The sequence below is a fragment of the Sphingomonas sp. R86520 genome (assembly GCF_042466285.1).
Lineage (GTDB): Bacteria > Pseudomonadota > Alphaproteobacteria > Sphingomonadales > Sphingomonadaceae > Sphingomonas.
This window is the reverse complement of the sequence record NZ_JAXHBZ010000001.1, coordinates 4,083,216-4,096,508: the sequence shown is the minus strand read 5'-3', so window position 1 is coordinate 4,096,508 and position 13,293 is coordinate 4,083,216. Positions and strand designations below refer to the sequence as shown.

The following is a 13,293-nucleotide window of genomic DNA, read 5'->3' as shown; positions in this document are numbered from 1 at the left end:
GAAGCGCATCCCTGTAAATCAAGGATGGCTTGTTTCCCCGCGAAGGCGGGGACCCAGACTGGGCTTCCGCCTTCGCGGGAAAACAAGGGAAGCAAGTACCGGAACAAGCCCGGCGTGACAGCGTAGGAGCGCCATGCGCGTAGTAACCCTTGCCGAACCCGACGATTTCGACGGCTGGCGCGACGCCGCGCGTGGCCTGGTCGCGGAGGACGTCCCCCCCGACGACGTCGTCTGGCAAGTCGGCAACGAACCCACCGACCTGTTCGCCATTGCAGCCGACCCCGCCCCGGCCCCAGCCCCCGGCGCGTTCTCCGTCCCCCGCGCGTTCCTCGATCTCGCCCGCAGCGCCATCCTTGGCAGCGACCCGGAACGGTTCGCGCTGCTCTACACGCTGCTCGCCCGCCTCCGCCGCGAACCCAAGCTGATTGAAGACCGCGCCGACCCGCTCGTCCGCAGGCTCGACCGGATCGCCAAGGACGTCCGCCGCGACATCCACAAGATGCGCGCCTTCCTCCGCTTCCGCGAGATCGAGGAGGACGGCACGACGCGCTTCGTTGCGTGGTTCGAGCCCGACCATCACATCGTCCGCGCCAACGCCGCGTTCTTCGTCAACCGCTTCGCCAGCATGCGCTGGTCGATCCTGACGCCCGAAGTCTCGATCCACTGGGACGGCAAGGCGCTCAGCGAAGGCCCCGGCGCGAGCAAGGCCGATGCCCCGGACGGCGATCCGACCGAGGAAGTCTGGAAGACCTATTACGCCAGCATCTTCAACCCGGCGCGCGTGAAAATCGGCGCGATGCTGAAGGAGATGCCGAAGAAATACTGGAAGAACATGCCTGAGACCGCGCTGGTCCCGGGCTTGCTCGCGGCAGCACAAGCGAGGGAAAGCGGCATGATCCAGCGCGCGCGCGACACTGTCGGTGGCAACAGCCAGATCGCGTGGGAAGCTCTACGCGACGAAGCCGCCGGCTGCACCCGCTGCCCGCTCTACAAACCTGCCACCCAGACCGTGTTCGGCGAAGGCCCGGTCGACGCGCCGCTGATGTTCGTCGGCGAGCAGCCGGGCGATCAGGAGGATATTGCCGGGCGCCCGTTCGTCGGCCCCGCCGGCCAGATGTTCGACAAGGCGATGGCGGAGGCCGGCGTCGACCGCTCCCGCGCGTACGTCACCAACGCGGTCAAGCACTTCAAGTTCGAGCAGCGCGGGAAACGCCGCATCCATGCCAAGCCCGGCGCTGGCGAGATAGACGCGTGTCGCTGGTGGATCGAGCAAGAGCAGATGCTGATCAAGCCGAAGGTGACGGTAGCGCTCGGCGCGACCGCCGCACGATCGTTGTTCGGCAAGGTGATGACCATAAGCCGCGAACGTGGCCGCGCGTTACAACTGCCCGACGGCGGCGAGGCGTGGATCACGGTGCACCCGAGCTACCTGCTGCGGTTGCCAGACCCGGCCCAAGCAGCAGAAGAATATGCGCGGTTCGTCGAGGATTTGAGGACCGTAGGCGGGCGGATCGCCTGATCCGCCCGCCGCGATCACATGCTGTTCGGCTCAGGTCCCAGCCGACCGGCCGGATCGTCAAGCGCATCGATCGCCGCGATATCCTCGTCGTCCAACGTCAAATCCAGCGCGGCAAAGTTGTCGCCCAGATGCTCCGCATCCGATGCCTTCGGAATAACCGAAAAGCCGTTGGCCAGATGCCAGGATAGGATGACCTGAGCAGCGCTTCGCCCATGTTTGCCGGCAATCCGAACGATCGCCTCGTCCTGCAGCAGCGTTTTCCCCTGGCCCAAGGGGCTCCAGCTTTGCGTCACGATCCCGTGCGCCTCGTGATAGGCTCGCTGTGCGCGCTGCTGGAAATTGGGGTGGAGTTCGATCTGGTTGACCGCGGGCGTTACGCCGGTTGCCGCGACGATCGCATCGATGTGCTCGGGCAGGAAGTTCGATACGCCGATCGACTTCGCCTTCCCCGCATCGCGCAACGCGATCATCGCTTTCCATGCGTCGACGAACGTGTGCGCGCTCGGCACCGGCCAGTGCATCAGATATAAATCGACCGAGTCGACTCCGAGCAACGCAAGGCTCTCGTCCATCGCCGCCTCGGCATCCCCCTGCCGGTCGTTCCAGAGCTTGGTGGTCAGGAACGCATCCGAGCCTTTGTAGCCGGCGCCCACGCCCAACTCGTTGTCGTAGATCGCGGCGGTGTCGACCAGCCGAAAGCCGATATCGAGCCCGGTGCGGACGATCGCCGCGGCCTGGCTGTCGGGGATCTGCCACGTGCCCATGCCGAGCTGGGGCATGGAGCGGCCATCGTTGAGTGTGAGATCTGTCATCGGGTTTGAGCGAACGAAGCGCATGCACGGTTCCGATTGTCTCTTCCCTTCGCCGCCCGCTTCGCGCACTTCGCCGACCTATGTTCGAAAAGATCCTCGCCGTCCTCGCGACCTTCACGATCTGGGTGATCTCGTCCGGCGGCTATGTCGGCATCGCGGTGCTCATGGCGATCGAGAGTGCGTGCATTCCGCTCCCGTCCGAAATCATCATGCCGTTCGCCGGCTACCTCGTCTCGACCGGGCGGTTCGACCTGTACCTCGCCGCGACCGCCGGTGCGATCGGATGCAACCTCGGTTCGATCGTCGCGTACGAGATCGGCAAGCGCGGCGGACGACCGATGGCGGAGCGCTGGGGCCGATACGTCCTGATCGGACCGGGCGAACTCGACGCCGCTGATCGGTTCTTTGCGCGCTTCGGTAGTGTCGCGGTGCTGATCGGGCGTCTTTTGCCCGTGATCCGCTCGTTCATCGCCTTTCCCGCCGGTGTCGCGCGGATGAAGCTGGTGCCGTTCCACGTCTACACCTTCCTCGGATCGTGGCCTTGGTGCTTCGGCCTGGCCTGGGTCGGCATGAAGCTCGGCGACAAATGGGACAGCGATCCGCGCGTAAAGGCGGCGTTCCACAACGCCGACCTGCTGATCGGTATCGTCCTGATTGCGCTCGTAGGCTTCTACATCTGGCACCGCGTACGCGGGCTGAAGCGTCGCGCCTAAGTTTGTCGGGGATAACCGCGGCGCTGCGCCAGCGCACGCAGATCGTCGTCGCGCGTCGGGGCCAGTTGAGCCGTTCGTCGCTTCACGGCAGCAAGAATGTCCGCGTCGGCCTTCTCTGGCGATCCGCTGTCGAACGGCGGTGACGGGTCATATTCGAGGCTGAGCTGAACCGCCTTGGCGTGAGCCTCGCCGCGGAGCATCGCAGTCAGCGTCAGCGCGAAGTCGATCCCGGCGGTGACGCCCCCGCCGGTCACTCGGTTGCGATCGACCACGGTACGCGCATCGACCGGAATCGCATTGAACAACGTCAGCATGTCGCGCTGCGCCCAGTGGCACCCTGCACGATAGCCGTCCAGTAAGCCGGCGGCGCCTAGGATCAGCGAACCGGTGCAGACGCTCGTGACCCAAGCGGCGTTCGTGCCGACCGCCTGGACCCACGCCATCGCCTCGTCATCGGCGATCACGCCGTTGATACCGAACCCACCCGGCACGCAGAGAATGTCCGCGTGCGGCACGTCGGCGAAGGTCGCGGTCGGCAGGATCGAGAAGCCGGCGTCGGTCGGCACCGGATCGAGCGTCTTCCATACGAGATCGAGTCGCGCACCGCCCAGCCGCGACAAGACCTGCGCGGGGCCGGTCAGGTCGAGTTGCGTCACGTTCGGGAACAGGAGAAAGGCGATGCTCAGGGGTTGTATCATGCCGATATTCCTAGCGAGAAGCACTTGGTATCGAGGGGTGCCGGAACACGCTTCGCAATCGTTCGGACGCCCGGGACAACCCTGCCGATCCGGCCTCCGCCGAGGGCAGTGCGCGAGTGAAGTATAGGAAGTGCAGACGCTCTCGCAGTATCGTTCCTGACGAACGGCGCACCGTTGCGGCCGGTGTGAAAGACCGCGCTCAAGAAAGTTGCCGACGCCATCCGCGGATCATGTCATGCCCGGCCCCGGTAGGACAGCGGCAGCTAGCATGGCGTCAGGCGAGCAGCTGCGTACCGGGCATGCGAGGGGTCATCGTTTGAGCCATGCCTGTCGTGCGAGGCGAGCGTCATGCGCGTCGTGGGATACCGCAGCTTTCGCTGGGGTGACGTATGGAGGGTTAAGGGCGACGGGGGCTCGAGTGAGGCCACGTATGGCACGCTGCGTTCCGTGTGCCGCTTTGTGCTACCCGTACTGCGCGTAACACTCGTATTGCGTGTACTGCGCGTACTGCGCGTACCACTGCATTGCGTGTACTGCGCGTGTTTGGATTCAGCTCGGTTTCCAGATCAGAACCGCTCCCCACCCGTCATCCCAGCGGAAGCTGGGATATCGTTGTGCAGGTCCTACCGCCCCCCCGGCGCTCAGGGAAGAACCGGCACTTCCGCCGCCCGCGTCTTGTTCTCCAGGCGCGATTCCCTCACTCGCTGGCCGAAGCAGCCGGTGGCGCCGCCTGCGCCGACGGCGGAGCAGCTGCCGATCGTGTTGACGCCCGACCCGGCATCCATCGTGCCCTGTGCCTTGGTCGCCCAGCTGGCATTCTCAGGCGTCACGACGAACTCGCGGAGTTCCTTCGGCACGCGGTATTGTTCCTGCGCGCTGCGGCGGACGCAGATGACGATCTCTTCGCCGTTCTGATTGGTCGGGCAGCGTTCGTTGCCGAACAGGGTCAGCACGCCGTTGACCGGCGCACTGCGCGAGACTTCGCCGGGGACGGAAACAGGTTGCGGCTTTCCGGTCGCCCCCGGCAAGGCCGGCGCGAGGGTCGGCGCCCGGGCGGGCAGTTGCGCCAGCGTCGGCGGTGCAGGTTTCGCGGTCTGCGCAACTGCAGGGCCGGCGACGAGCAACGCCGCCGCAAAAAGCATCTTCATACGCATCACTCCCACGCGTTTGGTACGCCTGTTATACTCGCTCGGCCTGGATCCGCCTGGGCTAGATCCGCTTGGCGGTAGCGATCGCGACCTTGCAGCCGAGCCGGATCAGTCCGCTCAACACCGGATACCCAGGCGTCTCCTCGGCTCCCGCGGCGATCGCGGTAGCCTTGTGCTCCAGCTCCTCGGCCTGGAAATCGAGAATAGCCGCGGATAGCTCGGGATCGCTGGCGCCAAGCTGAACGATCTGTTCTTCGTAATGCTTGTCGATCTCGGTTTCGACCGCCGCCGTGCACGCCATGGCCGCACGCGGACTGATCGCTGCCGTCACCGCGCCCAGCGCGAAACCGGCAACTTTCCAGATCGGCTGCAACACGGTCGGTCGCACGCGCCGCTCGACGATCATCTTGTCGAAGAACGCGCGGTGACGCTCTTCCTGCTGCGCCATGTGATGAATCGAGCGCGATGCAGGATGGCGATCACCGAGCACCGCAAGCTGGCCCGCATAAATCCGGATCGCGCCGTATTCGCCGGCCTGGTCGACCCGAATCATCGCATCGGTCGCGCGCTTGGCGTCACCTGGCTTCCAGCTCATCGCGTCTTCCTCATGAGTGCGAATATGGTGAACGCACCGACGAGCGAAAAGACCGCGTTGAACCCGGCAAGCGAGATGCCGAGCAGTTTCCACTGTGGCGAATCACACCGCACCATCGGCGCGTTCATGATCGCGGCGAGACGCTCGGCGGCGGTGGTGCCAGCCATCGACACGGTCGTGGTGCAGGCGGTAAAGCCGTTCCACCAATGATATTCGACGCCGGCATGCGCGACGCCGATCAGCCCGCTGAGCCCGATGAGCAGACCGGCGACGATGACCAGCGATGCCCGCAGCGACCGACCGGGCACGAAGAACGTCGCTCCCGCAATCAGCACAGCGGCATAATGCGGCCAGCGTTGCCAGTGGCACATCTCGCACGGGTACAGCCCACCGAGATATTGCGAGCCGAGCGCGCCGAGTAGCAGGAACGCCGGCAACAACAGCGCAATGGCGCGCGCGATCTCTTCGTTCTTGGTCATGCCAAGCCCGCGCCGAACGCTCACTTGCCGGGCGCCTTGGTTGCGTCTGCATCAGGCTTGATCGGACGTGGCTTGGTCGCCGCAGCAACCTGCACCGGGCCGCCGAGGCGCGCGACCGTCTTCAGCGCGTAATAGAGCTGAAAGTCGTCGATACCCTGCTTCTTCAACTGCTCGGGCGTCTGCGAGAAGCGCGGGTCGGTCTTGGTATCCTCCTCCAGCACCGCGTTGTCGGCCTTCACCTCGTTGATCAGGTGTTTGCGCAGGTCGGCCTCGCGGAACACGGGACGCGACTTGTAATCGGGATCGGTGAGCTGCGGCACCTTGATGTCGGGCTCGATCCCGCCCTCTTGTACCGACCGGCCCGACGGCGTGAAATAGCGCGCCGTCGTCAAGCGGAGCGCGGTCTCGGGGCCGAGCTGGAGCACGGTCTGGACCGAGCCCTTGCCGAAGCTGCGCTCGCCCATGATCAGCGCGCGATGATGATCCTGGAGCGCGCCCGCGACGATCTCGGAGGCGGACGCGGTACCGGGATCGGTGAGGACGACGACCGGCAGGCCGTGCGCGTCGTCGCCGGGTTTGGCATAATAGCGCTCGATATCGGTCTTCTCGCGGCCACGCTGCGAGACGATTTCACCATGATCGAGGAAGGCGTCGCTGACTTCGATCGCCTGCGTCAGCAAGCCGCCGCCATTCTCGCGCAGGTCGACGACGTAGCCGAGCGGACGATGGCCGAGCGACTTGTCGATCGCCATGATCGCCGCGCGGGTGTCGGCACCGGTGTTTTCGCTGAAGGTGTTGATGTTGATGTAGCCGACGTCGCCGCGGACTTCCCACTTCACCGGCTTCTGGACGATGATCTCGCGCATCATCGTCACGTCGAGCGGCTTGTCTCGGCCGGGACGGACGAGGCCGAGCGTGATCCTGCTGCCAGGCTTGCCACGCATCTTGCCGACCGCCTCGTCGAGCGAATCGCCGTAGATCAGCTTGCCGTCGATATGCGTGATGTAGTCGCCGGATTTGACGCCCGCGCGCGCGGCGGGGGAGTCTTCCTGTGGGGCGACGACCTTGATCGCGCCGTCCTCCATCTGCACCGTCAGGCCCAGGCCGCCGTAATTGCCCTCGGTCATGATCCGGAGGTTCTCGTAGTCGAGCGCGTCGACATACGAGCTGTGCGGATCGAGGCTGGCGAGCATCCCCTGGATCGCGCCCTTGATCAGCGTCTTGTCATCGACCTTGTCGACGTAATCTGCCTTCACGCGGTTGAACACGTCGAGAAACTGGTCGAACTCGCGGTACGTGTCGCTGTCGACAGCCGCCATCGCCGAGGTCGCGAGCGGGATCAGCGTCAGCGCGCCGACGATGGCCGTGGCAGTAAGGATCGGAGTACGCAGTATAGGACGAGGCATCGATGGTCCTGCAACCTGAGAAATGACGATATCTTAGGGTCGTAAACGGTAGATCGTAACGGCCCACCGTAGCGGCAACGCGCGCGCGGAGCAAAGCCGTGTCAGGCTGAACCGCGTCTGACTAGCCGAACAGCCGGGCGCCATCAACGAAGCCCTGTCAATGCGGCGACATCAACCGGGCGGCCGCGGCGGCGGAGCTCTACGGTGATGCGTGGGTCTTCGCTGGGGGCCGTGCCGATGGTTGCGCCCATCGCGATCCGGTCACCGGGTTTCGCGGTAGTTGCGGAAAGGCCGGTGACCAAGCTGGTCCAGCCTTCGGCGTGATCGATGATGACGATCGTGCCGTAGTCACGAAACCGACGTGCGTAGCGAACCCTGCCGGCTGCAGGGGCGACGACGCGGGAGCGGGAGGCCGTAGCAAAGGTCAGGCCGCGCGATCGAACGCCGGAGTCCGAGACTTCGTCGAAGCCCGTGACGAGCGTGCCCGATACCGGCATGCGGTACACGCCGCTCGGTGGAGCTGGAGGGGTCGTGCCGGGCGCGATCGGGCGAGGGATCGGACCAGCGAGCGCGACGAGACTTGCCGCGGTTGCCTTGGCATCGGTCGTTGCCGCCATGCCGTCGACGAGATCGCGCGCGCGTTCGCCAAGGGCCAGCGCGCGATCGGACTCGGTCAGCGCACCGCGACCAAGCGCCCGGCTGCGCTGGCGATGACGCGCTTCGAGGTTGGCCAGCGCGATGCGGTCGTTCTCCAGTCGTGCGCGGCCGTCTGCCAATGCTTTGGCGGCAAGCGTGGCGCTGGCTTGCAAGCGACGCGTTTCCGCGAGTTCGGCACGGACCGCGTTGGTACGCTGGCGGACGACGGGGAGCGCGTTACCGAGGACCGCACGGACACGGACGAGGTCGTCGACCGATCCCGGCTGCGCGACTGCGACGATCGTCGGTCGGCGGGCCAGCGATTCGAGCGCCGCGAGGAGCCGGGCGACCGGGGCTTGGGCGCGTCCGAGCTTGGCGCGCTGATCGGTCAGCAGGCGGTCGACGAGTGTGACCCGCGCACCGGCGGTCACGAGGTTCGCCTCCGCAGCAGTGACGCGCGCAGCGAGCGCCTGTTCTTCACGTCGCGCCTTGTCGGCGGCATTGCGTTCCTGGGTAGCCGCAGCGGCGAGCTTGGCCGCACGGCGTGCAGCAAGCGCGGCATCGCGCTTGGCGGCAAGCAGGCGCGCCTGTTCGCTCGCGATGTCAGCCGTGTCGTTGGTCTGCGCCGTCACGCCGGCCGCCACCACGAGCAGCGCCGCGACGACCAGGCCCCTCCCGATCCTCATGCATCACCCTTCGCGGTGATAGGGGTGGTTGGCAAGGATGCTGGTCGCGCGGAAGAGTTGCTCTGCGAGCATCGCGCGGGCGAGCAGATGCGGCCACGTGGCACGGCCGAACGAGAACAGCAGGTCGGCCTCGTCGCGCGCCGCGTCGTCGAAGCCATCGGCGGCCCCGATCATGAACCGCGCCTCGCGCACGCCATCGTCACGCCACCGTTCGAGCTTGTGTGCAAACGCCGTCGACGAGAGCGTCTCGCCCTTCTCATCGAGCAGGATGCGCTTGGTCTGCTCACCGACCAGCGGGATCTTGCCGCCGGTATCGGGCAGCTCGCTGATCCTGGTCGGCCAGACGATCCGCTTAAGATAGCGATCGACAAGGTCCGCCTCTGGCGAACGCCCGATCCGTCCACGGGCGACGATGTGGAGCAGCACCGCCGCCTCTAGATCGGTTTAGTCTTCGGCAGTGTAAGTCGGCACCGGCGGCGGCGTCGGAGCATCGCCGAACGCCCACATCCGCTCCAGATTGTAGAAGCTGCGGACTTCGGGGCGGAACAGGTGGACGATGACGTCGGTCGCGTCGATCAGCACCCAGTCGGCGGTCGGCAGACCTTCGATCTTCACCGGACGCTTGAACTCGGCCTTGATCCGCTCGGCCAGCTTCTGCGCCATCGAGGCGACCTGCCGGGTCGAACGACCGCTGGCGATCACCATGAAGTCGGCGATGCTGGTCTTGCCCGCGAGCGGGATCGAGATGGTCTCGACCGCCTGGTCGTCGTCGAGCGACGCGAGGATCAGGCGATGCAGCGCCTCAACCTCTTCGGGGTCGGTCGCGCGAGGGGCAGTAGGGGAAGTGGCCAAGTCAGCTCCTGGGTAAGGGTATCAATCCGGCAACGTGCCGGAACGGTCGGGCGGCCCAGCAACGTGCTGAAACCAGTCTGGGTTCACGGCACGCAGGCCGGTTGCGGAGGTCGGGTCGGGTCGGAAGCGCAACAGCACGAGGGCCGGCAAACTCCACGTCGTCCAGCTCTTCGCATGGTCTGTGCGCCGTTGGAAGCGCCGCAGCCAACCCATCGCGGGGGCCGCGAGGGCGCGCCCGTCATATCCCGGACGCGCGATTACCGCAATCGGAACCTCGCGGGCGATTGCGCGCCAGTTTTTCCAGCGGTGGAAGTCGGCAAGATTGTCCGCGCCCATCAACCAGATGAAGCGGATCTTCGGATAACGCCGCTTGAGCTTTCGGATCGTGTCGAGTGTGTAGCGGGTATGGAGGCGCGCCTCGATATCGGTGGCGCGGATCGGCGCCCGGCGGGCCATGCGCCGGGCGGACGCAAGCCGCGCCGCAAGCGGCGCCATGTCGTTCGCCGAGTCCTTGAGGGGATTGCCGGGGGATACCAGCCACCACGCCTCGTCCAGCGCAAGGGCGTCGATTGCCGCCAGCGTGATGCCGCGATGGCCGTTATGCGCGGGATTGAACGACCCGCCGAGAATGCCGACACGGGTCATGGTTCAATGAACCAATTCTCGCGTTCATGATGGACCCGAACGACCTGCACCACATCGCCGACGATGCGGTACCGAATGAGATAGGGCGTATTGAACACCCGTAGAATGCGGCCCCCGTCACCGTGCGGGCGTCCTCCTCGCGGAAAGTTCTCGAGAAACTTGGACCTGAGCCGGATGGCGATCAATATCCGCAGCGCCCATTCGGGATCGGCTTCGGCAGTCAGCCAATCATCGATGCCCCGCAAATCGTCTAGCGCCGGCGTCGTCCAGTCTATTTGCACCGAGATTGATGCCGTTCGATCATACGATCGAGCTCCGCCATCACCTGCTCATGGGGTACGACATCGCCCCGATCCGCGGCATCAATGCCGACCTGAATGAACGCCCGGTAATCCGCCTCGCTCTCGGCGACGCGCCGGATCGCCTCCGCCGCGAACTCCGCGCCGGTAATGCCCTTTGACGCAGCAAGGCTGTCGACGATAGCCATCGTATCGGTGTCGAGTTCCGCCGTTATCCGCATCGGTGCGCTCATGACGAAACGCTACTCCTTCGAAGTCATCGCATCAACCACGTACCTGCCCGGTGCCGCGGCCGATCCACTTGTAGGTGGTGAGACCTTCGAGCGCGACAGGGCCGCGAGCATGGAGGCGGCCGGTGGCGATGCCGATCTCCGCACCGAGGCCGAACTCGCCGCCATCGGCGAACTGGGTCGAGGCGTTCCAGAGCACGATCGCGCTGTCGACGCAGGTCAGGAAGCGCTCTGCAACCGTCTCATCCTCCGCGACGATCGCGTCGGTGTGATGCGAGCCGTGGCGGGCGATATGCGCTGTGGCACCGTCCAGCCCATCGACGATCGCGACCGAGGCGATCGCGTCGAGATATTCAGTGTCCCAATCGGCAGCATCGGCAGGGGCGATTTCCGGTACGAGGGCACGAGATGCTGCATCACCCCTGACTTCGCAGTCAGCATCGATGAGTTTCTGGATCAACGCGGCAGGCTCCGCATAGCCTCGGTCGATCAACAGCGTTTCCATCGATCCGCAGATGCCTGTGCGGCGCATCTTGGCATCGACGACCACTGCCTCGGCCATCGCCCGCTTCGCCGACGCGTCGACATAGACGTGGTTGATCCCATCGAGATGCGCGAGCACCGGCACGCGCGCCTCGGCCTGGACGCGCGCGACCAGGCTCTTGCCGCCGCGCGGGATGATCAGGTCTATCACCCCGTCAGCCTTCAGCATCGCGCCTACCGCCGCGCGATCGGTGGTCGGCACGAGCTGCACCGCGTCGGCGGGCACGCCGCCTGCCTTCAGCCCGGCCACCAGCGCCGCCAGGATCGCGCGGTTGCTCTGCACCGCTTCGGAGCCGCCGCGCAGGATCGCCGCATTACCGGCCATCACGCACAACATTGCTGCATCGGCGGTGACGTTGGGGCGGCTCTCGTAGATGATGCCGATGACGCCGATCGGCACCCGGACCCGCGACAGCGTCAGGCCGTTCGGGCGCTCGCTGGAGTCGATCACCTGCCCGACCGGATCGGCGAGCGCAGCGACCGCCGCGACGCCGTCGGCCATCGACGCTATCCGTGCGTCATCCAGCTTCAACCGATCGAGCATCGCCCCCGACAGCCCCGACGCGGCAGCGCGCGCCATATCCTCGGCGTTCGCGGCCAGGATCGCTGGCGACGCGCCCCGGATAGCTTCGGCCGCCAGTACCAAGGCCGCAGCCTTCCGGTCCGATGCCATGGTCGCCAGCGCCAGTGCGGCGGCGCGCGCGCGGCGGCCCATATCGGCGATCAATTCGGTCGGATTTTCTGCGTCGGCCATGCGGGCGCGTTAGCATGCATACCCCCTCGCGCCAACGCGGCGAAGTCGTTACGCTGTCGCTATGACAGGGGACATTGGGGCAACGGCGGACATCGCCACGGGAGCGCTCGTCGGGCGCGCGTTCGAACCGCGCGCAGGTGAAAAGCACGACGGCCTGTCGCATGGCGGTGATGCAGGAGATGGCGCGCTGTGCCTGAACTGCGGCACCCGCCTGATCGACGATTATTGCCATGCCTGCGGACAGGCCGCGCATGTCCACCGCTCGCTCGGCGGGATTGGGCACGAGATCGCGCACGGGGTATTCCACTTCGAAGGCAAGATATGGCGGACCTTGCCGCTGTTGATCCTGCATCCCGGCACGCTGACGCGCCGCTACGTCAATGGCGAGCGCGCGCGATTCGTATCGCCCCTCGCGCTGTTCCTGTTCACCGTCTTCCTGATGTTCGCGACGATCGGTGCGGTCGGCGGCGAACTTACCGACACGTTCGTCAACGACGAACGTCCGGGCCAGACCGCCGACTATGTCCGCGAGACCGCCAAGACGCGCGCAGCACTCAACCGGGTCGAAGCGCAACGCACGGTCGCGGCAAAAGCGGGCCCGAGCTACGCTGGCGCATCGGTAGCCGACCTCGACGAGCACGCCGCGTCGCTTCGCGTCACGCTGAAGGCGATCGCTGCTGCTCAGGCGATCAAGGGCGACGTGAACCACGGGCCGATCGTTGATTTGGGCGACTTCAAGACCGGATGGGAACGGCTCGACCACGGGATCGCCAAGGCCAATGGCAATCCGGGGCTGATGATCTACAAGCTGCAGACCAGCGCGTATAAATACAGCTGGGGTCTAATTCCGCTATCGGTGCCGTTCGTCGCGCTGCTGTTTCTCTGGCGGCGCAAGCACCGGCTGTACGATCACGCGATCTTCGTGACGTATTCGCTAGCGTTCATGATGCTGCTGACGATCGTACTGATCATCTGCCACGTCGTTGGCGTGCCGGACGCGACGCTGAGGCTTGCCGCGGTCGCGATCCCGCCGATCCATATGTTCGCTCAGCTTCGCGGGGCGTATTCGCTGCGGAAGCGGTCGGCGGCCTGGCGGACGGTCGCGTTGCTGACGTTCGCCTTCACGGTATTGCTGGCGTTTGTCGTGCTCTTGCTGCTGCACGGGCTGACGGATTGAGGAACGCGTACGGCCACACCGTCCGGTACATCACGCGCCGGGCGCACCCGTCCCATTCAGCCTCGCGGCATCCAGCCTGCCGTCATCCAGCCCCACCCGTC

At 65.8% G+C, this 13,293-nt stretch carries 16 protein-coding genes; 3 read left to right on the top strand and 13 right to left on the bottom strand.

Annotated elements, in window-relative coordinates; translation table 11 throughout:
- The first annotated feature begins 133 nt into the window (after positions 1–133).
- Positions 134–1,519: a UdgX family uracil-DNA binding protein gene (locus SJY41_RS18880; RefSeq protein ID WP_380783758.1), complete on the top strand. Its 1,386-nt coding sequence runs from the start codon at positions 134–136 to the stop codon at positions 1,517–1,519.
- Positions 1,520–1,533: 14 nt separating this feature from the next.
- On the opposite strand, the gene SJY41_RS18875 is transcribed toward SJY41_RS18880, so the two are convergent.
- Positions 1,534–2,331, bottom strand: coding sequence for an aldo/keto reductase (locus tag SJY41_RS18875; RefSeq protein WP_380783757.1), 798 nt, complete (start codon positions 2,329–2,331; stop codon positions 1,534–1,536).
- Between the two features lie 80 nt (positions 2,332–2,411).
- Between SJY41_RS18875 and SJY41_RS18870 the strand changes: the two genes are divergently transcribed.
- The gene (locus SJY41_RS18870; RefSeq protein ID WP_380783755.1) at positions 2,412–3,044 is read left to right on the top strand and encodes a DedA family protein; all 633 of its coding nucleotides are present in this window, start codon (positions 2,412–2,414) and stop codon (positions 3,042–3,044) included.
- Here the strand turns inward: SJY41_RS18870 and SJY41_RS18865 are convergent.
- The 12 genes from SJY41_RS18865 to SJY41_RS18810 all read right to left on the bottom strand — a co-directional run bounded on the left by SJY41_RS18865 (position 3,041) and on the right by SJY41_RS18810 (position 12,015).
- Complete coding sequence (locus SJY41_RS18865; RefSeq protein WP_380783754.1) at positions 3,041–3,742, bottom strand: DJ-1/PfpI family protein; 702 nt, start codon at positions 3,740–3,742, stop codon at positions 3,041–3,043. The genes SJY41_RS18870 and SJY41_RS18865 overlap by 4 nt on opposite strands.
- Before the next feature lie 641 nt (positions 3,743–4,383).
- Positions 4,384–4,890: a hypothetical protein gene (locus SJY41_RS18860; protein ID WP_380783753.1), complete on the bottom strand. Its 507-nt coding sequence runs from the start codon at positions 4,888–4,890 to the stop codon at positions 4,384–4,386.
- 61 nt (positions 4,891–4,951) lie between these two features.
- Positions 4,952–5,485 carry a demethoxyubiquinone hydroxylase family protein gene (locus SJY41_RS18855; RefSeq protein ID WP_380783752.1) on the bottom strand — a complete coding sequence of 178 codons (534 nt, stop codon included), beginning with the start codon at positions 5,483–5,485 and terminating at the stop codon, positions 4,952–4,954.
- Positions 5,482–5,964: a disulfide bond formation protein B gene (locus SJY41_RS18850; protein WP_380784191.1), complete on the bottom strand. Its 483-nt coding sequence runs from the start codon at positions 5,962–5,964 to the stop codon at positions 5,482–5,484. The genes SJY41_RS18855 and SJY41_RS18850 overlap by 4 nt, the downstream gene beginning before the upstream one ends.
- Before the next feature lie 20 nt (positions 5,965–5,984).
- Complete coding sequence (locus SJY41_RS18845) at positions 5,985–7,370, bottom strand: S41 family peptidase (RefSeq protein ID WP_380783751.1); 1,386 nt, start codon at positions 7,368–7,370, stop codon at positions 5,985–5,987.
- 143 nt (positions 7,371–7,513) lie between these two features.
- Complete coding sequence (locus SJY41_RS18840) at positions 7,514–8,692, bottom strand: murein hydrolase activator EnvC family protein (protein ID WP_380783750.1); 1,179 nt, start codon at positions 8,690–8,692, stop codon at positions 7,514–7,516.
- 3 nt (positions 8,693–8,695) lie between these two features.
- A complete protein-coding gene (locus SJY41_RS18835) occupies positions 8,696–9,118 on the bottom strand; it encodes a 23S rRNA (pseudouridine(1915)-N(3))-methyltransferase RlmH (protein ID WP_380783749.1) in 423 nt (140 codons plus the stop codon).
- Between the two features lie 18 nt (positions 9,119–9,136).
- The gene (gene rsfS, locus SJY41_RS18830) at positions 9,137–9,544 is read right to left on the bottom strand and encodes a ribosome silencing factor (RefSeq protein ID WP_380783748.1); all 408 of its coding nucleotides are present in this window, start codon (positions 9,542–9,544) and stop codon (positions 9,137–9,139) included.
- Positions 9,545–9,565: 21 nt separating this feature from the next.
- Positions 9,566–10,189: a nicotinate-nucleotide adenylyltransferase gene (locus SJY41_RS18825; RefSeq protein WP_380783746.1), complete on the bottom strand. Its 624-nt coding sequence runs from the start codon at positions 10,187–10,189 to the stop codon at positions 9,566–9,568.
- Complete coding sequence (locus SJY41_RS18820) at positions 10,186–10,470, bottom strand: type II toxin-antitoxin system RelE/ParE family toxin (protein WP_380783745.1); 285 nt, start codon at positions 10,468–10,470, stop codon at positions 10,186–10,188. The genes SJY41_RS18825 and SJY41_RS18820 overlap by 4 nt, the downstream gene beginning before the upstream one ends.
- Positions 10,461–10,721 carry a CopG family ribbon-helix-helix protein gene (locus SJY41_RS18815; protein ID WP_380783744.1) on the bottom strand — a complete coding sequence of 87 codons (261 nt, stop codon included), beginning with the start codon at positions 10,719–10,721 and terminating at the stop codon, positions 10,461–10,463. The genes SJY41_RS18820 and SJY41_RS18815 overlap by 10 nt, the downstream gene beginning before the upstream one ends.
- 31 nt (positions 10,722–10,752) lie before the next feature.
- Entirely contained in the window at positions 10,753–12,015 is a 1,263-nt protein-coding gene (locus SJY41_RS18810; protein WP_380783742.1) for a glutamate-5-semialdehyde dehydrogenase, read from the bottom strand.
- 61 nt (positions 12,016–12,076) lie between these two features.
- Between SJY41_RS18810 and SJY41_RS18805 the strand changes: the two genes are divergently transcribed.
- Positions 12,077–13,192 carry a DUF3667 domain-containing protein gene (locus SJY41_RS18805; protein ID WP_380783741.1) on the top strand — a complete coding sequence of 372 codons (1,116 nt, stop codon included), beginning with the start codon at positions 12,077–12,079 and terminating at the stop codon, positions 13,190–13,192.
- Positions 13,193–13,293 lie beyond the last annotated feature (101 nt).